The sequence below is a fragment of the Actinopolymorpha rutila genome (assembly GCF_013407855.1).
Taxonomy (GTDB): domain Bacteria; phylum Actinomycetota; class Actinomycetes; order Propionibacteriales; family Actinopolymorphaceae; genus Actinopolymorpha; species Actinopolymorpha rutila.
In genome coordinates this window covers 4,693,346-4,714,771 of record NZ_JACBZH010000001.1, presented here as the reverse complement: position 1 = coordinate 4,714,771, position 21,426 = coordinate 4,693,346, and the positions used below count along the sequence as shown (strand labels likewise).

Genomic DNA, 21,426 nt, shown 5'->3' with positions numbered 1-21,426 from the left:
CAGGCCGGTTCAGTACCTCAGGTCCGCCGGCAGCCGGTACTTCTTCTGCGGAGGCAACTGCACCTTGCCCTCGGACTTGTCGACGGTGACGGTGGCCGTGCCCACGCCCTGACTTCGGGCCCCGACGAGCTTGAAGACCACCTTGTTCTGGGCGTCCGCCGGGATCGTGTACGTGCCGGAGGCGAGCGCGGAACCCTTCTCGTTGACGCGGAACGCCGCGACGAGCTCACCCTGCACGAAGACGTGAACCGCCTCGTTCGGTGCGAAGCCCTTCGCGTAGAAGTTCAGCATCGTGCCCGGCAGGCCACCCCAGGTGCTGGCGCGAACGCTCGGCATGTACTTCTGGGCAAGGAACCCGGCCTTGGTGGCGGCGCGGGACTGCTCACCCACGAAAACCAGCGACTGCCGGCCGAACAGTCCGTACGGCACCTTGAACCCGACTCCGCCGATGGTGCCGTTGTCCGCGGCCCGCATCGTCATCACCGGCATGCCCTGCGGGCTGTTGAAGTAGCCGAGCACCCGTTCGTTCGGCGCGAAACCCTTACCTGTCAGGTTGATCGTCTGGTTGGCCCTTGCCGTGAACGGCTTGGTCAGCACCATGGGGTATTGCCGCAGCAGCTGGAACGGTGCTAGCGCGGTCGTCTTGCTCTTCGCGCCCACCAGGATGACGGTGTTCTGGCCGACCGCACCCACGCCGACCCGCAGCGAGGCGTGGGACAGCCGGCCCGCCGGGTCGGCCCGCAGCATGGAGCTGGGAACGCCGCTGATCCGGCCCCAGTAGACCTTGATGGGCTCGTTGGGTGCGAAGCCCTCGGCGTCAACCTGGAGTTGCGTTCCCGGCGTTCCCACCTCGTCGCTGAGCGCCATCAGCCCGACGCCGGACTGTGCGCTGAGCTGTGCCTTGGCCACCTTGGTCGGGCTGCCGACCTGCGCCAGGGTGACGGTCTGCGTGCCACCCTGGTTGGCGACGCCGACCGGGTAGGTGAAGTTGGCGTTGACCACGCCGTCGCGGTTGGCCCGCGCGGAGGCGACCACCCTTCCCTTGTTCAGGGCCTGGGCCTTCGCCTTGCCCTTGCCCTTGCCCTTGCCGGTGGCCTTGGCCGCGCCGGTGGACAGCATCACGTCGACGCGGGCGCCCTTGTCGAAGCCCGAGCCGTTGACGCCCACCTGTCCGCCCGGCTTGGCCAGCGCCGGGTTGAGGACCGCCACCGGCCCGGCGCCGACGGGCACCTTGTGGCCGTTGAACCGCACGATCTTCGTCGGCTGGCGTACCTCGGGTACCTTCACCTCGGTGGTCCTGCCCGAGCCCTGACCGGTGAGGTCGACGGCGTCTCCCTTGCCGCCGGACGAAGGGAGGATCGACCGCGCGATCGAGATGACGGCCAACGCGACGACCGTAACGATCAGGATCTGTTTCCAGGTCCATTTCGACATGTTCATCGTTCACTCCCGTTTCACCCAGCGCCCCCCAGCAGGGCGGGTGGTCACTTGACGATCCGGTAGACGGAGAGATGGATGTTGCCTCGGTTGAGGTCCCACACGCGTTCGCCGTGCTGGTCGATCGCGTCGAGCATCCACTGCTCCTGGCCACCGGTGTTGTTGCGTTCCATGGCCTGTCGCATCTTGTTGGACATGACGACGTAGTCGATGTTCGCCCAGTTCCTCCGGAACAACTTGTCGCGGACGGCCGGGTCCGAGGCCGCCTTGAAGTGCGAGTGCGCGCGCGGGAAGTACGGCGGCACGTCGTGCAGTGTGGTCCAGATGTCGTCGTCGATGATGATCCGGGCGTTCGCCGGTATGTTGGCCCGCACCCACGCCACCTGCTGGTTCTGCAGCGGCGTGACCTGCAGGTGGTACAGGTCGTGGACCTGGACCTGTCCCTGCGTGTTGTGGGACAGGAAGTACCCACCCGGGATGACCAGCGCCGCGGCCACGATGGCGGTGGTCGTGGCCACCTGCAGCGGGCGGGGCACCGACTTCATCAGGGTGCCGAACACCAGCCCGGCGTTCATCGCGAGCACCGGGATCATCGGCACGATGTAGAAGTCCAGCAATACGCTCCCGCGGGCCATGTAGACGCCGTAGCCGAGCGCCATCAACGCGGCCACGAGGTAGCCGGTGCGGGACTTGTCCTGCGACCAGAGGATCAGCACCACCACGACCGCGATCACCCCGCCGATGAGGATGATCGAGTCGCGCGACATCCAGGAGTTCTCCAGCAGCCGGACGAACAGCTCCCGGCCGGAGATGCCGGTCCGGTTGGACTGCCACCAGATCGTGTACAGCAAGGACACGTGCTTGGCCTGCGGTGCGTTCAGGTTGAAGTTCATCCCGCTCGGCAGCAGTTCGTTGCGCAGCGCGGAGAACAACAGGTAGAACCCCACCGGGATGCCGGCGCCGAACCACCAGAAGCTGGTCTGGAACCTCCGGCTCCGGCTGTCCTTGGAGTACTTGTGCGCCATGTAGGCCAGCGCCGGAAGGAAGAAGACCGCGTTCTCCTTGGTGACCATCGCCAGGCCGAACGCCAGGCCGGCCGACACCGCGGTGACCACCCGGTCGCCCTTGCGGGCGATGAGATAGACCGCCAGCAGCACCCAGACCACCATCAGGTTGTCCAGCAGGACCTGGCGCTGGTAGTACACCGCGAGCGGGGAGAAGTTGAAGATGAAGCAGGCGAGGAACGCGCCGGCCGAACTGTCGCAGAACCTGCGGACGATGCCGAACAGCAGGCCGGTGCTGATCACGTGCGCGATCACCATCAGCACCCGCATCGTGTTGATCGGGTTGCCGAACGCCTCGAACTGGTTGGGAAGGACGTTGGCCCAGGCCGCCATCACCAGCCAGCCGAAGGGCGCGTGGTCGTAGAAGTAGGTGTACGGCGACAGGGCATGCTCGCGCAGTACGGCCCATGCCTGCTGGGTGTAGATGCCCTCGTCGGTGATGTACAGCGGATAGAGGAACGTGTGGTAGGCGTGCGTGATCGCCCCGCTCACCAGGGAGATCAGCAGCAACAGGTTGGGCCGCTGCCGCATCCGTTCCCCGAGCGCGGGTTTGGGGGTCGCCGTAGCGACGTCAGCTGCTGCCACTGCGCATCGCCTTCCTCGGGGTCTCGACGGCCGGCAGGTCGGCGGTCCGGGCGGCGCCCGGGTCACGCGAGCGCCGGACCGCGCCGGGGTTGCCGAACGCGTCCGCGGTGCCGGCGGGCCGGGTGCGGTCCGGACCGGCGCCGCGGTGGGCACCGACGTGCTGGGTCTTCTCCCAGTCCCCGCGTCCGGCCATCTGCCGGCGCAGCGCTCGCACCGAGGCGTAGGCCATCACGAACTGGTACGGGATCCAGGTGAGCGCCATCTTCAGCGTCAGTGCGGGGCTCGGCTTCATGCCGTGTGCCTCGGTGAACTCGTGCAGACCGACCACGGCGGTGAGGAAGTGCGCGGCCAGCAACAACACCGGCAGGAAGGACAGCAGCGCCACCCCGACCGGGGCGTGCAGGAAGAGCATCATCCCGACCGCGAGCGGGGTGTAGACGCCGAGCATGGCCTGGGCGTACGGGAAGGCCAGGGTGTAGCACGCAAGGAAGCGTTGACGCCGGGTGGGCAGCTTCTTCCAGGTGCCCTTGCGCAGCGTCTGCATGAACCCCTGGTTCCAGCGGGTGCGCTGCCGGACGAAGCTGCCGAGCGTCGGGGGAGTCTCCTCCTTGGTGACGTACCTGTCGTCGTAGATCACCCGGATCGGCTCGCCCATCGCACAGACCCGCAGGCCGATGTCGGCGTCCTCGGTGAGGTTGGTCTCGTCCCAGCCGCCGAGGTACTCCATCAGCTTCCGGTTGAAGAAGCAGGTGTTGCCGCCGAGCGGGATCGAACCGTGCTTCGCGTGGTGGTGCAGGCGGCTCTTGAACCAGAAGAAGTACTCCAGCACGTTGAAGGTCGAGTACCAGTTGGTGCTGTAGTTCATCAACTGCACGCCGGACTGCACCACGTTGACCCGTTCGCGCACCATCACGGTGTTGACCACCCTCAGGATGTCCGGGTGCATCTCGTCCTCGGCGTCGAAGATCGTGAGCACGTCACCGCGCGCCTGCCGCAGCGCGCAGTTGAGCCCGTGCGGCTTGTTGATCGGCTGGTCGTCGAAGACCACGAGCGAGGCGTTGTCGATACCCTCGTAGCGCAGGTCCTCGATCTTGCCGCGCACCGCCGCGATGGTGCCGGTGTCGTCGGCCGAGCACACCACCAGCACCTGCAGCAGGTGCATGGGGTAGTTACTGTGCACGATCCGGTCGACGGTCGTCGCGATGACCTCTTCTTCGTGCCGGGCCGGAAGAATCGCGGTGAAGGACAGGGCCGGAGCGGCGAAATGTTCGGGGGCCGCGTTGCTCTCGTTCGGCGGCTGGTCCCAGGTGTAGATCATCAGGTACAAGGTGTGCGCCGCCTGGACGCTCAGCAGGAGAGAGATCCCCACCAGGCCCGCGAAGATGAACGACTCCATCCTTCTTGCCACCCCATATCCATGTCGCACTGACGGCGAGGTTGATGCCCATCGCGGCCGCGATGCCGACGACGTTTCCGACCAGGTAGAAGATCCCGAACCTGTCCAGTGCCCACACGACCGTGACGTTCACGGAGAGGGCGACCAGAGCGGTGGCGTTGAACTTCGTGAAGCGGAGGAGGGACGCCTGCCTGGAGCCGAACGTCCAGACCTCGTTCAGTACGTAGTTGTTGGCGATCGCCAGTTCGGTGGCCATCACCGACGCCGGGACGAGCGGCACGCGGAGGACGCCGTGGATCAGATGAAGGGCGAGCGTGTTCACGCCCGCTCCCACCAGCCCGACGACGGAGAACCGCCATACCCTCGGATCGAGGATCAGCCTGGCGGCGCGTCGCCAACATCGCTGGTACGCACGCGTAAGAGAAAGCCCGTGGGCGCACATGAGGCGCCGCCCCCCATGACGGTCCGCTTGGTTCGTCCATCGCAATCCTCTGTTGACGCAGCGCCACGCACCTCCCCCGGCCATCCGCGATCGCCACCCCCCTTCGGGGGAGTCCATGCCTCCCTCCTCCCGGTGACGGGCGTCGCGAACGCCCACCAGGTCAGGAGAAGTCCGGACAAGAACGCCTCCGGAGCATCGCCGTAGGGGCCTGGGCGAGGTGCGGCGCAAGGCGCTCTTGACGCCGGGCAGGGGCGGGTTCGCGGCGTTCGCGCATCGCCTGTGGAGGGTCCTCGCCGCCGCGGAAGCCGCCCGGCCGTGAGGTGCCGGGACGGTACGCTGTCGATCTGGCAACCGGGCGTGCGGGGGACTACGCCGGCAGGGCTCACGTCCCCCGTGCGGGCCGTACCGTGGAGGTAGGAACGGCATCGCCTGGGGGCGGGAGGGGCCGATGACTGTCCGTCTGCTGATCGCGGAGGACCACGCTGTCGTGCGGCAGGGACTGATGATGTTCCTGAAGCTGGACGACGGCATCGAAGTGGTGGGGGAGGCGCGAAACGGACGTGAGGCCGTCGAACTGGCACACAAGGTCACACCGGACGTCGTGCTGATGGACCTGCTCATGCCGGTGATGGACGGCATCAGTGCCACCGCGGCGATCCGGCGTGAGCTGCCCGATGTCGAGGTGGTCGCGCTGACCAGTTTCCTCGAGGACCACCTTGTGGTGGACGCACTGCGTTCCGGCGCGATCGGTTACCTGCTCAAGGACACCGACGCCGACGGGCTGCGCCGGGCCGTGCGTGCGGCGGCCGCCGGGCAGGTCCACCTGTCACCGGCCGCGGCGGCCCGGCTGGTGCGCGACATGCGGGTGACGAACGCGCCCGGACCGCTGACCCGGCGCGAGGTGGAGGTGCTGATCCTGCTGGCCCGCGGCCGGTCCAACAAGGAGGTCGCGCGCGAGCTGTCGATCGGGCAGCAGACCGTCAAGACGTACGTCAGCAGCATTCTTCGCAAACTGGACGTGCAGAGCAGGACGCAGGCCGCGTTGTACGCGGTGCAGACCGGTCTGGTGTCCACCCACGAGCTGGCGCAGGCGTGACCGGTCCCACGGTGGTCAGCGGAGTCGCCGGCGTCGCACCGGAGGCGGCCCGGACGACGGCACCACCCGCGGTGCCCACCGCGACCGCAGCCGACGTCGCCGATGTCAACGACGCCCTGCTGCACGGGGAGCTCGACCGCGACTCGGTGCTGCGGCTGGTGGCCCGCGGCGTGCGGCGCGGTCTGGACGCCACGGCCTGCGCGGTCTCGACCCTGGAACGCGACGGCACCCTGGTGGTCCGGGCGGCCGACGGCCGGGTGCGACCGGACCTTGTCGGCACCAGCGTGCCGGTGACGGACTCCTTGGCGGGCGAGGCGCTGCGCCGGTGCGAGGCCGTGATCGCCGACTCCGGGCAGGCGACCGCCTGGTCGGGTTCGGTCCTCGGCCCGGTGCTGGTGGTGCCGATACCGGGCCGCGCCCGTCCCGGCGGCGTGATCGAGGTGGCCGACGTCGCGGGTACCGGCAGCACCGACAGCACCGGCACCACGGAGAGCACCGAGAGCCGCCGCTACGGGCCCGGCGACGTGCGCACGGCAGGTCTGTTCGCCGGCGCGGCAGGAATGGCCGTGGAGCACGACCGGGCCAGCGCCGAGCTGGAGCTGGCGGCGGCGGTGCTCGGCGCGGCTGGCGGCGAACCGCTGCCCCAGACGCTGCGACAGCTGAGCGCGGCCGCCCTCACCGGCACCGGTGGTCTGGCGGCGGCGATCTACCTGCTGGACGACAACCTCACCTTGCGCCGGGCCGCCGGTGCCGGTCCGACGGAGTTGCTGGAGGACAGCGCCGCCGGCGCGGCGCCGAACGTCGCCCAGGCCGCCGTCGCCTCCAGGGCACCGATCGTGCACCAGCACGTCCATTCCGAAGGCGGGGGTGGGGTGGGTGCGCACCGCCGGACGACGGCGCTGGTGTGTGTGCCCCTGATGTCGCGCGGTGTCGTGCTCGGGGTGCTGTGCTGCCTGTGCCCGGCCGGGTCCTACCCCGGTCGCCGGGAACTCGCGTACCTGTCCATGGTGGCGGGCAAGGCCGCGATGACGGTGGACAGCTCGCACCTGGTCGCCTCGGCGCAGGAGAAGGCCGCGCAGGAGGAGCGGCAACGGCTGGCGCGGGAGCTCCACGACTCGGTGTCGCAGGCGTTGTACGGCATCGCGCTCGGCGCCCGCACCGCGCGGGAGTCGATCGGTCAGGAGCCCGAGCGCATCGACCAGCCGCTCGCCTACGTCCTGCAGCTGGCCGAGGCGGGCCTGGCCGACATGCGGGCACTGATCTTCGAGCTGCGCCCACAGGCACTGGCCGAGGAGGGCCTGGTGGCCGCGCTCGGCAAGCAGCTGGCAGCGTTCCGGGTGCGCCACGGTGTCCGGACGCGAGCCGTTCTGGGCAACGAGCCGGCCGGGGCGTTCAAGGTGAAACAGACGTTGTACCGCATCGCCCAGGAGGCGTTGCAGAACGCCGCGAAGCATGCCAACGCGCGAAACGTGCTCGTACGCCTGGAGGCCAGCCCCACGGCGCTCACCCTCGAGGTGGCCGACGACGGTGTGGGTTTCGACCCGGGCGCGTCCTACCCGGGACACCTCGGCCTGCGGTCGATGCGGGAACGGGTCAGCGAGCTGGGCGGGACGCTGGAGATCCACAGTGCGCCGGGGGAGGGCACCCGGATCGTGGCCCGGGCGCCGACCGGCCTGTGGCCGTGAGCAGGGCAGCAGGGTTCCGGTACGACGGCGGTCCCGGACGCACTCACGTCCGGGAGCACAGACACAGACGGCGGGTCCCGGGCTGTGATGCCCGGGACCGCACAGACACAGACGGCGGGTCCCGGGCTGTGATGCCCGGGACCGCACAGACACAGACGGCGGGTCCCGGGCTGTGATGCCCGGGACCCGCCGCTGTTCCCTACTTCGCGTACCTACTGAGCCTGTCTGGCCCTACCGTTGACCGGTTCGGCCGTTCGGTACCGCGGAGATCACCGCTTGTCGGCGGTGGGCACCTCCGCGAGCGGCGCCTGGTACTGCCGCAGCATCTGGAGCTTGGCCTTGTCCACGGTCTTCCAGTCGTTCTTCAGAACACCGCCGGTGTCACCGGAGTTGGCGTTCCACGACCAGTAGGTGTAGTTCAGGCCATGCTTCTTGGCGAAGGCGACCGTGGCGTGCTGCCACTTGCCCTCGGTGGTCTTCGGGCTGACCGACTTGCCACCGAACTCACCCAGCAGCAGCGGGGTCTTGTCCTTCAGGAACGCCCAGTGCTTCTCCCAGACACCCGGAAGGTTGTTCGGGTAGTTGGGCGCCTGGAACCACTTCTGCTGGTAGACACCGGGGCCGTAGTCGTGCGGCGCGTAGACCAGCTTGTCGTTCTTCGCCAGCCGGACCGGGTTCTGCTTCGCACCCGCCAGGTTGCCGCCCCACCAGTAGTAGTCGTTCTTGTAGGACTCGACACCCTCGACGGCGACCAGCCAGTTCGGGTTGGCCTTCAGGACGGCGTTACCGGCCCGCTCGGCGGCGAGGCGCCAGTCGGTGCTCTTCACGCCGGTGCCCCAGGTGGCCTGGCCACGCGGTTCGTTGTGCAGGTCGGCACCGATGACCCGCGGGTCGCTCTTGTAGTGCTTGGCGAGCATCGTCCAGTCGTCGATCCAGCGCTTCTCGCTGACCTGCGGGGTGTACCACAGCTCGCTCTGCGCCTGCGCGGTCGGACGGTGCCGGTCGAGCAGGACCATGAGGCCGCGGTCGGTCGCGCCCTTCACGATCTTGTCCATCAGCGGAAGGCCCTTGAGCCCCTTGAGGTCCGGGTTCAGCTTGTAGTTGATCCCGGTGGGCTTGCTTTCCTTGTCGAACATCTGGTTGGAGTAGGGCAACCGGATGGTGTTGAAACCGGTGGACCGGATCTGGTCGAGCATGCTCTTCCAGTTACGGGCCCACAGACCGTGCGGCACGAACGTCTCCGTCTCGAAGCCGAACCAGTTGACACCGGTCAGATTGACCTTCTTGCCACTGGCGTCGACGATGTTCGGTCCGTCCGTGTGCAACGGGGTCTGGATCTTGGCGCTACCGCCTGCGGTGGCATCGTCAGCCCCCGGAGCAGTTCCGGGCTTTGGCGCGAACGCCGCGACCACACCAACGATCAACGACACGATCACGGGGACCAACAATACGGCGACTCGACCACGCTTGGAGGTCTTTCGGTAACGAGAACTAACCCAGGTTAGCATGCTCCTCCTTAAGAATTGCTGCCAGATCCTGCTCGACGAACCGCTTACTCACGTGTCGGTGGAATCCGGCTTCGAGGGTCTGTCTAACGGCGGCGATGTCGTCGTAGTTCGACAGCGCTACTAATCGGGTATTCGGTAGACGGCGGCTTAGGTCTTTGACGACCGGAGCATCTTTGCTGCCGGTCGACTCTGCGTTCGACTCGATGTGCGACTGGCTGTGCGACTCGATGTCCACTTGCATGTACGACTCGATGTCGAACAGAAGTACGTCGGGTGCGCGTGGTGCCTGCACCAGTGCGAGTACTTCCTCGCTGTTGCCGGCAACCCCGAGCAGTTCGAGGTCTGGCTCATCGGTCAGTAGGTCGACCAGTGCATCGACCAGTTCCGGATGATTGCCGACGACGACCACACGAGTTCTTCGAATGACTCCTCCCGGCAATGGCGATCCGAACGCTGAAAAACCTAGTGAGCCGAAGCGGGTGAGTCGTCGTACGCGCGGTCGAACTTCTGGTCGCTCAAATGTGGCCGGCGACTAGTCCAGATGAATGTCGGCCAACTGCGCCCGGCGGTTGATTCGTTTGGCCGAGAGCGGAGTAGTTCGTTTGGACGACGCGGGCGGGGTTTTCGCGGGGCGCCGGCGAATCCACCGCCTGGCCGCCGTCCGTCCCACTCCCCGGCGGCCCATGTCAGGCGGGCCAGAACCGGTCCGGCGGGAACCCCGCGTGACCCGTTGACCTCACCGGGCTACGTAGGTAGCTTCCGCACATGGCCCCCGCTGACGTAGGAAGTTTTCGTCCCTCGTCCCGCCCCGCCCGCCGGTCCGTCCTGCTGGGCACCGCCGGTGCCGTCGCCGTGCTCGGCGGCCGGGCCACCGCCGGGGCCGCGACCACGGGCACGCCGGCCCCGCCGGCCGAGCGGACCGGCCGGCGGGCGCAGGCCTGGATCCGCCGGGCCGTGGCCCGGATGCCGGCGGAGGAGAAGGTCGGCCAGCTACTGGTGACGCATGTATATGGAGTGGCCGCGGACAGTGCCGACGCCCGCAACACCGCGGAGTACGGCGTGGCCACCCCGGCGGAGGTGGTGGCGAAATACCGCCTTGGCGGCGTCTGCTACTTCACCTGGTCGGGCAACGTCGGCCCGCTGCCCGGGGTGGCCGCGCTGTCCAACGGACTCCAGACCGCGGCGACCGGCACCGGCGCGGGCCTGCCGCTGCTGATCTCCACCGACCAGGAGCAGGGCACGATCGCCCGGATCGGCCCGCCGGCCGCGCAGTTCCCCGGAAACATGGCGCTCGGCGCGGGCCGCGACGCGGCCGCGGCGCGGGAGGCCGCCGCGATCACCGGTGCCGAGCTGGCCGCACTCGGGATCAACCACGACTACGCGCCCGACGCCGACGTGAACGTCGACCCGGGCAATCCGGTCATCGGCGTACGATCGTTCGGCTCCGACCCCGGGCTGGTCGCCGAGCTGGCCGCCGCCCAGGTGCTCGGCTACCAGCGCGACGGCCGGATCGCCGCCACCGCGAAACACTTCCCCGGCCACGGCGACACCAAGGTGGACAGCCACACCGGGATCCCGGAGATCCGCCACACCAGGCAGGAGTGGGAACGCCTCGACGCACCGCCGTTCCGGGCGTGATCGAGGCGGGGATCGACTCGATCATGACCGGTCACCTGGTGTTTCCCGCCCTCGACCCCTCCGGTGACCCGGCGACCCTGTCCCACCTGATCGTGACCGGACTGCTCCGGGGGTCGCTGGGCTTCACCGGCCTGGTGGTGACCGACGCCCTGGGCATGAAGGGCGTACGCGACAAGTACGGCGACGACCAGGTGGTGGTCCTCGCGGTCAACGCCGGTGTGGACATGCTGCTGCGGCCGCCGGCCTTCGACCTGGCCCACCGGTCACTGCTGGCCGCGGTGCGTGACGGCCGGATCAGTCGGCACCGGCTGGACGAGGCGGTCGGCCGGATCATCCGGCTCAAGCTGGCCAACGGCATCGTCCACCACCCGATGGTGGACGTGTCGGCCGTGGAGGACACCGTCGGTACGCCCTCGCACCTGGACCGGGCCGACCGGATCACCGAGACGACCACCACCGTGGTGAAGAACGCCGCCGGCCTGCTCCCGGCCCGGGTCGACGGGCGCCGGGTGCTGGTCGCCGGCGCCGGCGGAAGCGCGGTGCAGCACCTCGCCGGCGCACTGGCCGACCGCGGCGCGGAGGCCCGCACCGTCTCGACGGGCACCGGGCCCTCCGACGCCGCGATCGCCGCCGCGGTCGGTGCCGCCGCCGACGCCGACCTGACGTTCGTGCTCACCTCCAAGGCGTGGGACACCGACGTCACCGACCCGCAGGCCCGGCAGCAACTACTGGTCGACGAACTCCTCGGCACCGGGCGGCCGGTCGTGGTGGTCGCGGTCGCCGACCCCTACGACCTGGCGTACGTCGACGGCGCGCCGGCGGGCGTGGCGGCGTACGCACCGAACGCGGTGACGATGCGCGCACTCGCCCGGGTGCTGTGCGACGAGGTCGGCCCGCGTGGGCGGCTGCCGGTGGAGATCCCCACCGCCGACGGCACCGGCGTGCTGTATCCGTACGGCCACGGCCTCACGTGGTGACCGGACCACCTTTCCGCGAACACGAAACCCGCGAACACCAATCCGCGAAACGAACGGAGTACGCGATGACCCGCACCGGTTCGCCGTCCCGGCGCACCCTCCTTGGTTCCGCCCTGGCCTCCGGCGCGGTGGTGACCACCGGCCTGCAGTTGTCCGGCTCGGCCGCCGCCACCACCGAGCGCCCGGGTGACGGGCAGGCCGATCGTGCCGCCGATCGTGAGGAACACCCGGCCACCGCTTCGGCGGACCAGCGAAGCGGCGGCCGGGTGTTCACCGGCGCCGAGGTCGCGGCGGCCGGCGACTGGGCGGTGCTGCGCGGCACCAGGCTGGGCATCTTCAGCAACCCGACCGGCATCCTGCCCGACGCCCGCCACATCGTGGACGACCTCGCCGAACACGACGACCTGACGATCGTCGGCGCGTTCGGGCCCGAACACGGCTTCCGCGGCAGCGCGCAGGCGGGTGGTTCGGAGGGCGACAGCCGTGACCCGCGGACCGGCATACCGGTCTACGACGCGTACGGCGCCAACCAGGCGAAGCTCGGTCAGTTGTTCACCAAGGCCGGTGTGGAGACGCTGGTCTTCGACATCCAGGACATCGGCGCGCGCTTCTACACCTACATCTGGACGATGTACAACTCGATGGCCGCGGCCGCCCGGCTGGGCCTCAGGTACGTCGTACTCGATCGGCCGAACCCGATCGGCGGCCGGGTGGACGGCGCGATGATGACACCGGACTACACCTCCGGCGTCGGCGCCAAGGAGATCGTGCAGCAGCACGGGATGACGGTGGGGGAGCTCGCGCGGTTCTTCAACGGCGAACTGCTGCCCGCGGAGGCCGGTCGTCCGGTGGACCTCGAGGTCGTGGAGGTCAGGGGCTGGCGGCCGGACTCGCGCGCACAGGAGTACGGCCCGCTGTGGCCGCCGCCCTCGCCGAACATCCCCACCCCGGACTCGGCCCTCGCCTATGTCGGCACCTGTTTCTTCGAGGGCACCAACATCTCCGAGGGACGCGGCACCACGCGGCCGTTCGAACTCGTCGGCGCGCCGTACCTCGACTACCACTGGGGTGACCGGCTGAACTCCCACGGCCTTGCGGGTGTGGAGTTCCGCGAGGCGTACTTCGTCCCCACGTTCAACAAGTACGTCGGGGAGACCTGCGCGGGTGTGCAGGTGCACGTCACCGACGTACGCGCGTTCGCGCCGATCCCTGCCGCGGTGGCGATGCTGGTGGAGGCCCGCCGGTACGCGGACTTCCAGTGGCGCTACGACACCTACGACCCGAAACGGCCGCACTGGATCGACAAGCTGTCCGGTTCGCCGCGGCTGCGCACCATGATCGACGCGGGCGCGTCGGTGACCGAGGTGGTCGGTGCGTGGAGTGAGGAGGTGAAGGAGTTCGACGCGCGCCGTCGGCAGTACCTCCTGTATCCGGGACGACGGGCCTAGGACAGGTCTGGCGATGAACGGGTGGAGAAGGCGGGCTAGCGTACGGGTGGTCGCCACGATCGCGTTGGTCGGCACGGTTCTCGTCGCCGTACTGGCATCGATACCACCGCCCGCCCGCGCCGATGCACGCAGTCGTGGTTTCGACCATCCGTATGAAGGTTTCGCTCCGCCAGGCACCCGACTTCGTGCCGGCACACCGAAGGAGGCCGGTCTGGACGCCGCCGAACTCACCACGATGGTGGAGGACCTGCGCGGATACCTCCGGCCGCAGGGCGACGGGCATCCGCTCTACCCGGGTGCGGTCGTCCTGGTCGCCCGCGAGGGCAAGGTCGTCGTGCACGAGGCGATGGGCCAGGCGGTGAAGTACGCCGACGCGTCCGGTGCCGAGCTCCCCGTGCACCAGCAGGCGCCGATGACGCCGGACACGATTTTCGACCTGGCCAGCATCTCCAAGCTGTTCACGTCGATCGTCGTGATGCAGCAGGTCGAGGCCGGGCGGGTAAACCTGGACGCGCCGGTTGCCAACTACCTCCCGGAGTTCGCAACCAACGGCAAGGAACCAATCACCGTACGCCAGTTGCTCACGCACACCTCTGGCCTGCCGTCATGGATGCGCCTGTGGCGGCCCTACCCGGACCGGGCGAGCCGGATCGCTGCGGTGCTCGCGGTCAAGCCGAGCGCGCCGCCAGGAACGACGTACGTCTACTCCGACCTCAACCTCATCACTCTCGGCATCCTGGTCGAACGCGTCACCGGCCGCGGCCTCGACGAACTCGTGCGCGCCGGCATCACCGAGCCGCTCGGCATGGTCGACACCGGCTACAACCCGCCGGCGGACAAGCTGCACCGGGTGGCTGCCACGGAGTTCCAGTCCGACCCCGACCGGGGCATGGTGCGGGGTAGCGTGCACGACGAGAACGCCTGGTCCCTGGGGGGTGTCGCCGGACATGCCGGGGTGTTCTCCACCGCGTCCGATCTCGCGATCCTCGCGCAGGCGATGATGAACGGCGGTAGCTACGCGGGTCGCCGTGTCCTTGGGGAGAAGACGGTCACGGCGATGCTCACCGACCTGAACGAAGGTTTCCCCGGTCACGCACACGGGCTCGGGTTCGAACTCGACCAGCGGTTCTACATGGGTGCGTTGTCCTCTCCGCGCACAGCCGGGCACACCGGCTTCACCGGGACGTCGGTGGTCATCGACCTGTTGTCGCGTTCCATCGCCGTCCTGACGACCAACCGGGTCCACCCACGCAGGGAGTGGAGCAGCGTCAACGTCGCACGCCGCACGGTCGCCGACCACGTGGCGCGCGCGCTCGACGTCACACCGCGACGTGGTCGCACCGCGTGGTATGCCGGTCACGCGGACGACGTCACGGCGACGCTGACGTTGCCGGTGACGTTGCGGGAGGAACACACCAGACTTGGCTTCGACCTGTTCGTGGACACCGAAGTCGCAGACGTCCTGACACTGGAGTTGTCGCGCGACGGTGGCACTACGTGGTCGCCGTTGCCGTACATCGTGTCGAGTCGCGGACGGATCGCCAACCACGACGGTTCTATCTCCGGATTCACCGGACGACATTGGCAGCAGGCGTACGCTGAGGTCGACGAATCGCCAGGTCAGGTCCAGATTCGCTGGCGATACGTCACCGATCCGCTCTACCAGGGTCGCGGTGTCTACGTCGATGAGGTCCGGTTGGGTGACGCGCAGGGCACGCTGTTCAACGGGGAGCGGGAAGCCGATCGCTTCCTCGCGGACGGCTGGTCACAGGCAACGCGCTGAACCGTTTCGTCACCGACAGTGCACGGTATGGGCACGGCAACGGCACCGTAGCGGCGCGGCAGGGAACACCGGCACGTGTCCGGCTACCTGCTCGCCGGATGGTCGACGGCGATGGTGGGGCGGTCGGGTAACGAAGCTCGTTCCGGCGCATCGGAACGAGGTTCGGCGAGGTGGCGTCCGCGAGCGTGGCTGGACACGCGCTCCCAGGTTGCGAGGGTAAGTTACTTTCCATCATGGGCAAGAATTCGAAGATTCCTGAGGCCGACCCGGTGGCCGAAGGTGTCGTGATCCGGATCCGGGCCCTCGCTCCTTCGTTGTCACCGGCCGAGCGCCGCGTGGCCAGCCTCGTCCTCGAGGATCCCGAGGGGGCGTCCGCCCGCACCATCACCGAGTTGGCCCGCGCGGCCGGCACGTCGGAGACGACGGTCATCAGGTTCTGCAAGGTTCTCGGGCTACCCGGCTATCCGGAGCTGCGGCTTCGGCTGGCGGCGGAGTCGGCCCGGGAGTCCGCCCGCGACGGCGACCGCGGCAGGGTCGTCGGCAGCGACATCGGTCCCGACGACTCGATGGCACAGATCGTGGAGAAGGTCGCGTTCGCCGACGCACGTGCGGTGGAGGAGACCGCCCGCCAGCTCGACGTCGAGGTGGTGGAGACCGTGTCGGAGGTGCTCGCCGCCGCGCGGCGCACCGAACTCTTCGGGGTGGGCGCCAGTGCGTTCGTGGCCCTGGACTTCCAGCAGAAGCTGCACCGCATCGGCCGGTTGGCGTTCGCGTGGGTGGACACGCACGCCGCGCTGGCCAGCGCCGCCCTGCTCGGCCCGGGCGACGTCGCGGTCGGCATCTCCCATACCGGCATGACGGGCGACACCATCGAGGTGCTCGCCCAGGCACGCGACCGGGGCGCGACCACGGTGGCACTGACCAACTTCCCGCGGTCCCCGATCGCGGAGGTCGCCGACTACGTACTCACCACGGCGGCGCGGGAGACGACGTTCCGTTCCGGCGCCACCGCCAGCCGGATCGCCCAGCTCACCGTGGTGGACTGCCTGTTCGTCGCGGTGGCCAGGCGCCACTACGACAAGACCATGGGCGCGCTCGAGGTGACCTTCGACGCGATCAGCGGGCGCCGGGTGGCGGCTTCGCGCGGACGACGTTGATGGGTGAGTCGCGGAGTGAGCCGCGTCAGGAGAAGGGAACCCGGCCGGTGATCGAGGACTTCGTACGCGTGGAATCACCCACCGAGGCGCGCAATCCGCGCACCACGCAGATCGACCGGGTGCCCACCCTCGAGGTTCTGGAACTCATCAACGACGAGGACCAGCAGGTGGCGGGTGCCGTCCGTGCGGTGCTGCCCCGCCTCGCCGCCGCGGTCGACCTCGCGGTGCAGGCACTGCACGAGGGACACCGCGTGCACTACGTCGGAGCCGGCACCTCCGGACGCCTCGGGGTGCTGGACGCCGCGGAGTTGCCGCCGACGTTCGCCGTACCGGACGGCTGGTTCGTCACCCACGCGGCCGGCGGCCCGACCGCCCTGTTGCGGGCGATCGAGGGAGCCGAGGACGACGAGGAGGCCGGTTCGGCGGAGATCGCCGAGTCGGCGGTGGCCGGCGACGTGGTCGTCGGACTCGCCGCGAGCGGCCGGACGCCGTACGTCGTCGGTGCTCTGCGGGCAGCCCGCCGGCTCGGTGCGGCCACCGTCCTGGTGACCGCCAACCCGTCGGCGGCAGTGGGTGGGGAGGTCGACGTGTTCGTCGCGGTCGACACCGGCCCGGAGGTGGTCGCCGGCTCGACGCGGATGAAGGCGGGCACCGCGCAGAAGCTGATCCTGAACGCCTTCTCCACCGCGGTGATGGTGCGGATGGGGCGGACGTACTCCAATCTGATGGTCGACCTGATGGCCACGAACGCCAAGCTGCGCGGGCGGATGCTGGAGATCCTCGGCGAGGCGACGGGGGAGGACCAGCAGACCTGTGCCCGGGCGCTCACCGACGCCGGCGGGGAACTGAAGACCGCGCTGGTCGCGGTGCTCGGCGGGGTCACGTCGGGGGTGGCCCGAGCCGCGCTGACGCGGGCCGACGGGCACGTCCACGCCGCGCTCGCCGACGTGCGCGGGGTGTGAACACCTGTCCGGTTGTGGTCTTGCACCAGGGGTAGAGAACCACGCAGTGTGGAGGTTCCAGGTGCGTCTCTTCCCTCTTCGGCGCGCCCAGACGTGTCGGAGGTCCCTGTGCAGGCGATATGGAAGGGTTCGGTCTCCTTCGGCCTTGTGACGATCCCCGTCAAGGTATACGCGGCGACCCAGGAGAAGGATGTCGCGTTCCGTCAGGTTCACGCCGCCGACGGTGGCCGCATCCGGTACCGCCGCATCTGCGAGGTCGACGGCGAGGAGGTGGCGTACTCCGACATCGCCAAGGGATTCGAGCTTCCCGACGGTGAGATGGCGATCCTGACCGCGGACGACATGGCCGATCTTCCGCTGCCGACCCGGCACGTGGTGGAGGTGCTGGAGTTCGTTCCGGCAGAGGAGATCGACCCGATCTACGTCTCCCGCAGCTACTACCTGCAGGCCGACGGGCCGGCCGCCAAACCGTACGTCCTGTTGCGCGACGCGCTGCGGCGCACCGGCCAGACCGCCCTTGTCAAGGTGGCCTTGCGCAACCGCGAGGCACTGGCCATGTTGCGCCCCAAGGGGGACGTGCTGGTCCTGCAGACGATGTTGTGGCCGGACGAGGTACGCGACGCGTCGTTCGCCGCACCCGCGTCGGAGGTGGAGGTCCGCCCGCAGGAGGTGGCGATGGCGGAGTCCTACATCCAGACGTTGGAGACCAGCTTCGATCCCGACCGCTACCACGACGAGTACCGCGCCGCCCTCGAGGTGGTCCTGGAGGCCAAGGCGACCGGGCACGAGGTGGAGGCTCCCGCGACCGCGGCACCCGCCAAGGGTGAGGTGGTCGACCTGATGGCGGCGTTGCAGGCCAGCGTGGACGAGGCGCGCCGGCAACGCGGTGAGTCGGCCGGTGGCGGTGTCGGGCGCGCGGCTGGGGCGGCGAAGTCGGCGAAGAAGGCACCGGCCAAGAAGGCGGCGGCGAAGAAGACGGCCACCAAGAAGGCCGCCGCGAAGAAGACCACCACCAAGAAGGCCGCGAAGAAGCCCGCCGCGAAGACCGCGAAGACGCCGGCCCGCAAGTCGGCGTAGCCGGCGTGGTCGGCGTGGTCGGCGTGGTCGGCCTGGCCTGGCAGGGGATTCAGGCCCGGCGGCGTAGCACGACCGCCCGGCCCGCGAGGCCGAGTACGAACATCACCAAGCCCGCGACCACCGAGGTCCACGGCAGCGCCGCCACCAGCACCACACAGCCGACGACGCCGAGCACGTTCAGCGCACGTGGCCAGCGCCGCTGGCCGGCCGGCTGGGTGAACGCGGACGCGTTGGCGATCGCGTAGTAGACCAGTACGCCGAACGACGAGAAGCCGATCACACCGCGCACGTCCGTGGTGAGGACCAGCACGCAGACCACGGCCGCCACCGCGAACTCGGCGTGGTGCGGGATCCGGTAGCGGGGGTGGACCGCGTCCAGCCAGCCGGGCAGGTCGCGGTTGCGCGCCATCGCCAGCGTCGTGCGTCCCACCCCGGCGATCAGCGCGAGCAGCGCGCCGAGACTCGCCAGCGCTCCGCCGACCCGGACCAGCGGTGCGAGCTCGCCCACTCCGGCGGCCTGCACCGTCGCCGCGAGCGGCGCGGCCGACCGGGCCAGCAGCTCCGGACCGGCGGCGAACAACGCGGACAGGCCGACCACGACGTAGACCACCACGGTGATCCCCAACGCCAGCGGGATCGCTCGCGGGATCGTGCGCGCCGGGTCGCGAACCTCCTCGCCCAGGGTGGCCACCCGGGCGTAGCCGGCGAACGCGAAGAAGAGCAGACCGGCCGCCTGCAGGATGCCGTACGCCCCGCCTGCCGTCAGCGCGTCCCAGCCACCCACCCGGTCCGGTGAGGCGTGCCCACCCAGCCAGATGCCGGCGACCAGCACCACGAGGGTGGTCAGCGTGCACGCGACCAGGACGCGGGTAGCCTGCGCCGTCCGCGTGACTCCGCGGTAGTTCAGGGCGGCGAGCCCGAGCACACCGAGGACCGCCACGATCCGCTGCACCCACCACGGTCCTGGAACGGCGTACGCCGCGAAGGTCAGTGCCATCGCCGCGCACGACGCGGTCTTGCCGACGACGAACCCCCAGCCGGCGACGAAGCCCCACCAGTGGCCGAGGCGTTCCCGTCCGTACACATAGGTGCCGCCGGAGGTCGGGTAGGCGGCAGCCAGCTGGGCGGACGCGGTGGCGTTGCAGTACGCGATCACCGCCGCGATCACCAGGCCGATGATCAGTCCCGCGCCTGCGGCGGCCGCGGCCGGGCCGAACGCCGCGAAGACGCCCGCGCCGATCATCGAACCCAGCCCGATCACGACCGCGTCGCCGACACCCAGCCGGCGCGCCAGCCGGTCGGGTCCGGCGGTGTTGTCCGAACCGCTCATCGGCGGAGTCCTCCGGAAGGCTGTGGGCTGAGCTGTGGGCTGAGCTGTGGACTGATCGATTCGGGGGAACGATATCGGGCGGTGCGATTCTTCGTCCCCGCCCCGACCGCGGCCGGACTCCGGGTGGGACGATGGCGCTGGGACCTCCCCGACCGGGAGGCCCACCCCAACCTGGTCCACGCCCACAAAGACGCGGGAGCCATCGATGGATGCCGTCACGCAGGTACCCCCGCCGGCCAACGAGCCGGTCAAGTCCTACGCACCCGGGAGCGCCGAGCGCGCGAGCCTGTCCCGCCGGCTGGCGGAGCTGGCAGGCGACCACGTCGAGCTCACCGCCACCATCGGCGGGGTGACCCGCGCCGGCAGCGGCGACCCCGTTCCGGTGGTGATGCCGCACAACCACGCCCACGTGCTCGGTACGTTGCACAACTCCACCGAGCAGGACGCCGAGGACGCGGTCAAGGCCACCCAGGACGCCGCGCACGAGTGGCGGGCGATGTCCTTCGACGACCGCGCCGCGATCTTCCTCAAGGCCGCCGACCTGGCCGCCGGTCCCTGGCGGGACACCCTGAACGCCGCGACGATGCTGGGCCAGAGCAAGTCGGTCCAGCAGGCCGAGATCGACGCGGCCTGCGAGCTGATCGACTTCCTGCGGTTCAACGTGCACTTCGCCCGGCAGATCCACGCCGAGCAGCCGATCTCCTCGCCCGGGGTGTGGAACCGCCTCGACTACCGGCCGCTGGAGGGCTTCGTCTACGCGGTCACGCCGTTCAACTTCACCGCGATCGCCGCCAACCTGCCGACCGCGCCCGCCCTGATGGGCAACGTCGTCCTGTGGAAGCCGTCGCCCACCCAGACGTTCGCCGCGTACTTCACGATGCGGATGCTGGAGGAGGCGGGCCTGCCGCCCGGTGTGATCAACCTGCTGCCCGGTGACGGGCTCGCGGTGTCCCGGGTCGCGCTCGCCCACCCGAGCCTGGCCGGCATCCACTTCACCGGGTCTACCGCGACGTTCCGGACGCTGTGGCGCGGCGTCGGCGAGCACCTCGACCGCTACCACAACTACCCGCGGATCGTCGGCGAGACCGGTGGTAAGGACTTCATCCTGGCCCACGCCTCCGCCGACCCCGACGTGCTGCGCACCGCGCTCATCCGCGGGGCCTTCGAGTACCAGGGACAGAAGTGCTCGGCAGCCTCCCGCGCCTACGTGCCACGCAGCGTGTGGGACCGGATCGCCGACGAGCTCGCCGCCGAGACCGAGGCGCTGACGATGGGCGACGTCGCCGACCTGTCGAACTTCATGGGTGCGGTCATCGACGAGCGGGCGTTCGCCAAGCACGCCGCCGCGCTGGAACGCGCCAAGGCGGCCGACTCCATCAGCGTCGTCGCCGGCGGGACGCTCGACGACAGCGTGGGCTACTTCGTCCGGCCGACGGTCCTGACCTGCGACGACCCCACCGACGAGATCTTCACCACGGAGTACTTCGGGCCGATCCTCGGCGTGCATGTGTACGAGGACAGCGCGTACGAACAGGTCATCGGGGCGCTGGACACCGCGTCGCCGTACGGCCTCACCGGCGCGGTGATCGCCCAGGACCGTCAGGCGGTCGCCACCGCGGGGGAGCGGCTGCGCTACACCGCCGGGAACTTCTACGTGAACGACAAGCCGACCGGTGCGGTGGTGGGTCAACAGCCGTTCGGTGGAGCTCGAGCCAGCGGGACCAACGACAAGGCGGGGTCGGTCTGGAACCTCGTGCGCTGGGTGAGCCCGCGGACGGTCAAGGAGACCTTCGTACCGCCCACCGACCACCGCTACCCGCACATGGGCTAGAGCTGTGGCG

16 protein-coding genes and 1 pseudogene are annotated in these 21,426 nt (G+C 69.5%); 10 read left to right on the top strand and 7 right to left on the bottom strand.

Annotated features, from left to right (window positions below; translation table 11 throughout):
• Positions 1–9 precede the first annotated feature (9 nt).
• The 4 genes and pseudogenes from F4554_RS21025 to F4554_RS34110 form a co-directional block, all read right to left on the bottom strand.
• Positions 10–1,440 carry a hypothetical protein gene (locus F4554_RS21025; protein WP_179789157.1) on the bottom strand — a complete coding sequence of 477 codons (1,431 nt, stop codon included), beginning with the start codon at positions 1,438–1,440 and terminating at the stop codon, positions 10–12.
• A 44-nt stretch (positions 1,441–1,484) separates the two neighbouring features.
• On the bottom strand, positions 1,485–3,086 hold the full coding sequence (locus tag F4554_RS21020) for an ArnT family glycosyltransferase (protein WP_337796138.1): 1,602 nt from the start codon (positions 3,084–3,086) through the stop codon (positions 1,485–1,487).
• A complete protein-coding gene (locus tag F4554_RS21015; RefSeq protein ID WP_337796137.1) occupies positions 3,073–4,494 on the bottom strand; it encodes a glycosyltransferase in 1,422 nt (473 codons plus the stop codon). Before F4554_RS21015 ends, F4554_RS21020 begins: the two co-directional genes overlap by 14 nt.
• A gap of 13 nt (positions 4,495–4,507) precedes the next feature.
• Positions 4,508–4,924 (bottom strand): annotated as a pseudogene (locus F4554_RS34110) (GtrA family protein); the annotation flags it as partial.
• A 448-nt stretch (positions 4,925–5,372) separates the two neighbouring features.
• Here F4554_RS34110 and F4554_RS21010 point away from each other — a divergent pair.
• Together F4554_RS21010 and F4554_RS21005 are read left to right on the top strand one after the other, a co-directional pair.
• Complete coding sequence (locus F4554_RS21010) at positions 5,373–6,020, top strand: response regulator (protein ID WP_092654211.1); 648 nt, start codon at positions 5,373–5,375, stop codon at positions 6,018–6,020.
• Positions 6,017–7,705, top strand: coding sequence for a histidine kinase (locus F4554_RS21005; RefSeq protein WP_179789155.1), 1,689 nt, complete (start codon positions 6,017–6,019; stop codon positions 7,703–7,705). Before F4554_RS21010 ends, F4554_RS21005 begins: the two co-directional genes overlap by 4 nt.
• A 269-nt stretch (positions 7,706–7,974) precedes the next feature.
• Here the strand turns inward: F4554_RS21005 and F4554_RS21000 are convergent, their stop codons facing one another.
• Together F4554_RS21000 and F4554_RS20995 are read right to left on the bottom strand one after the other, a co-directional pair.
• The gene (locus F4554_RS21000; RefSeq protein ID WP_337796136.1) at positions 7,975–9,141 is read right to left on the bottom strand and encodes a glycoside hydrolase family 5 protein; all 1,167 of its coding nucleotides are present in this window, start codon (positions 9,139–9,141) and stop codon (positions 7,975–7,977) included.
• Between the two features lie 55 nt (positions 9,142–9,196).
• Entirely contained in the window at positions 9,197–9,622 is a 426-nt protein-coding gene (locus tag F4554_RS20995; protein ID WP_179789153.1) for a response regulator, read from the bottom strand.
• 356 nt (positions 9,623–9,978) lie between these two features.
• Here F4554_RS20995 and F4554_RS32440 point away from each other — a divergent pair, with 356 nt between their 5' ends.
• From F4554_RS32440 to ku, 7 genes are all read left to right on the top strand, one after another.
• The gene (locus tag F4554_RS32440; protein ID WP_272955899.1) at positions 9,979–10,851 is read left to right on the top strand and encodes a glycoside hydrolase family 3 N-terminal domain-containing protein; all 873 of its coding nucleotides are present in this window, start codon (positions 9,979–9,981) and stop codon (positions 10,849–10,851) included.
• On the top strand, positions 10,815–11,828 hold the full coding sequence (locus F4554_RS33175; protein WP_337796135.1) for a glycoside hydrolase family 3 N-terminal domain-containing protein: 1,014 nt from the start codon (positions 10,815–10,817) through the stop codon (positions 11,826–11,828). Before F4554_RS32440 ends, F4554_RS33175 begins: the two co-directional genes overlap by 37 nt.
• Before the next feature lie 65 nt (positions 11,829–11,893).
• On the top strand, positions 11,894–13,276 hold the full coding sequence (locus F4554_RS20985; protein ID WP_179789152.1) for an exo-beta-N-acetylmuramidase NamZ family protein: 1,383 nt from the start codon (positions 11,894–11,896) through the stop codon (positions 13,274–13,276).
• A 46-nt stretch (positions 13,277–13,322) separates the two neighbouring features.
• Positions 13,323–15,059, top strand: a complete 1,737-nt coding sequence (locus F4554_RS20980) for a serine hydrolase domain-containing protein (RefSeq protein WP_337796134.1) — start codon at positions 13,323–13,325, stop codon at positions 15,057–15,059.
• A gap of 233 nt (positions 15,060–15,292) precedes the next feature.
• Entirely contained in the window at positions 15,293–16,216 is a 924-nt protein-coding gene (locus F4554_RS20975) for a MurR/RpiR family transcriptional regulator (protein ID WP_179789150.1), read from the top strand.
• On the top strand, positions 16,216–17,178 hold the full coding sequence (murQ, locus tag F4554_RS20970) for an N-acetylmuramic acid 6-phosphate etherase (RefSeq protein ID WP_179789149.1): 963 nt from the start codon (positions 16,216–16,218) through the stop codon (positions 17,176–17,178). Before F4554_RS20975 ends, murQ begins: the two co-directional genes overlap by 1 nt.
• A 48-nt stretch (positions 17,179–17,226) precedes the next feature.
• Positions 17,227–18,255: a non-homologous end joining protein Ku gene (gene ku, locus F4554_RS20965; RefSeq protein ID WP_337796133.1), complete on the top strand. Its 1,029-nt coding sequence runs from the start codon at positions 17,227–17,229 to the stop codon at positions 18,253–18,255.
• 49 nt (positions 18,256–18,304) lie between these two features.
• Here the strand turns inward: ku and F4554_RS20960 are convergent, their stop codons facing one another.
• Entirely contained in the window at positions 18,305–19,585 is a 1,281-nt protein-coding gene (locus F4554_RS20960) for an APC family permease (RefSeq protein ID WP_179789147.1), read from the bottom strand.
• Between the two features lie 205 nt (positions 19,586–19,790).
• On the opposite strand from F4554_RS20960, the gene pruA reads away from it, so the two are divergent.
• Positions 19,791–21,416: an L-glutamate gamma-semialdehyde dehydrogenase gene (gene pruA, locus F4554_RS20955; protein ID WP_179789146.1), complete on the top strand. Its 1,626-nt coding sequence runs from the start codon at positions 19,791–19,793 to the stop codon at positions 21,414–21,416.
• Positions 21,417–21,426: the final 10 nt, after the last annotated feature.

Excerpts from the sequence above, each read along its gene's own strand:
- F4554_RS21025 (WP_179789157.1), bottom strand. The coding sequence starts at position 1,440 with ATGAACATGTCGAAATGGACCTGGAAACAGATCCTGATCGTTACGGTC.
- F4554_RS21010 (WP_092654211.1), top strand. The coding sequence starts at position 5,373 with ATGACTGTCCGTCTGCTGATCGCGGAGGACCACGCTGTCGTGCGGCAG.
- F4554_RS32440 (WP_272955899.1), top strand. The coding sequence starts at position 9,979 with ATGGCCCCCGCTGACGTAGGAAGTTTTCGTCCCTCGTCCCGCCCCGCC.
- F4554_RS20985 (WP_179789152.1), top strand. The coding sequence starts at position 11,894 with ATGACCCGCACCGGTTCGCCGTCCCGGCGCACCCTCCTTGGTTCCGCC.
- F4554_RS20975 (WP_179789150.1), top strand. The coding sequence starts at position 15,293 with ATGGGCAAGAATTCGAAGATTCCTGAGGCCGACCCGGTGGCCGAAGGT.
- murQ (WP_179789149.1), top strand. The coding sequence starts at position 16,216 with ATGGGTGAGTCGCGGAGTGAGCCGCGTCAGGAGAAGGGAACCCGGCCG.
- F4554_RS20960 (WP_179789147.1), bottom strand. The coding sequence starts at position 19,585 with ATGAGCGGTTCGGACAACACCGCCGGACCCGACCGGCTGGCGCGCCGG.
- pruA (WP_179789146.1), top strand. The coding sequence starts at position 19,791 with ATGGATGCCGTCACGCAGGTACCCCCGCCGGCCAACGAGCCGGTCAAG.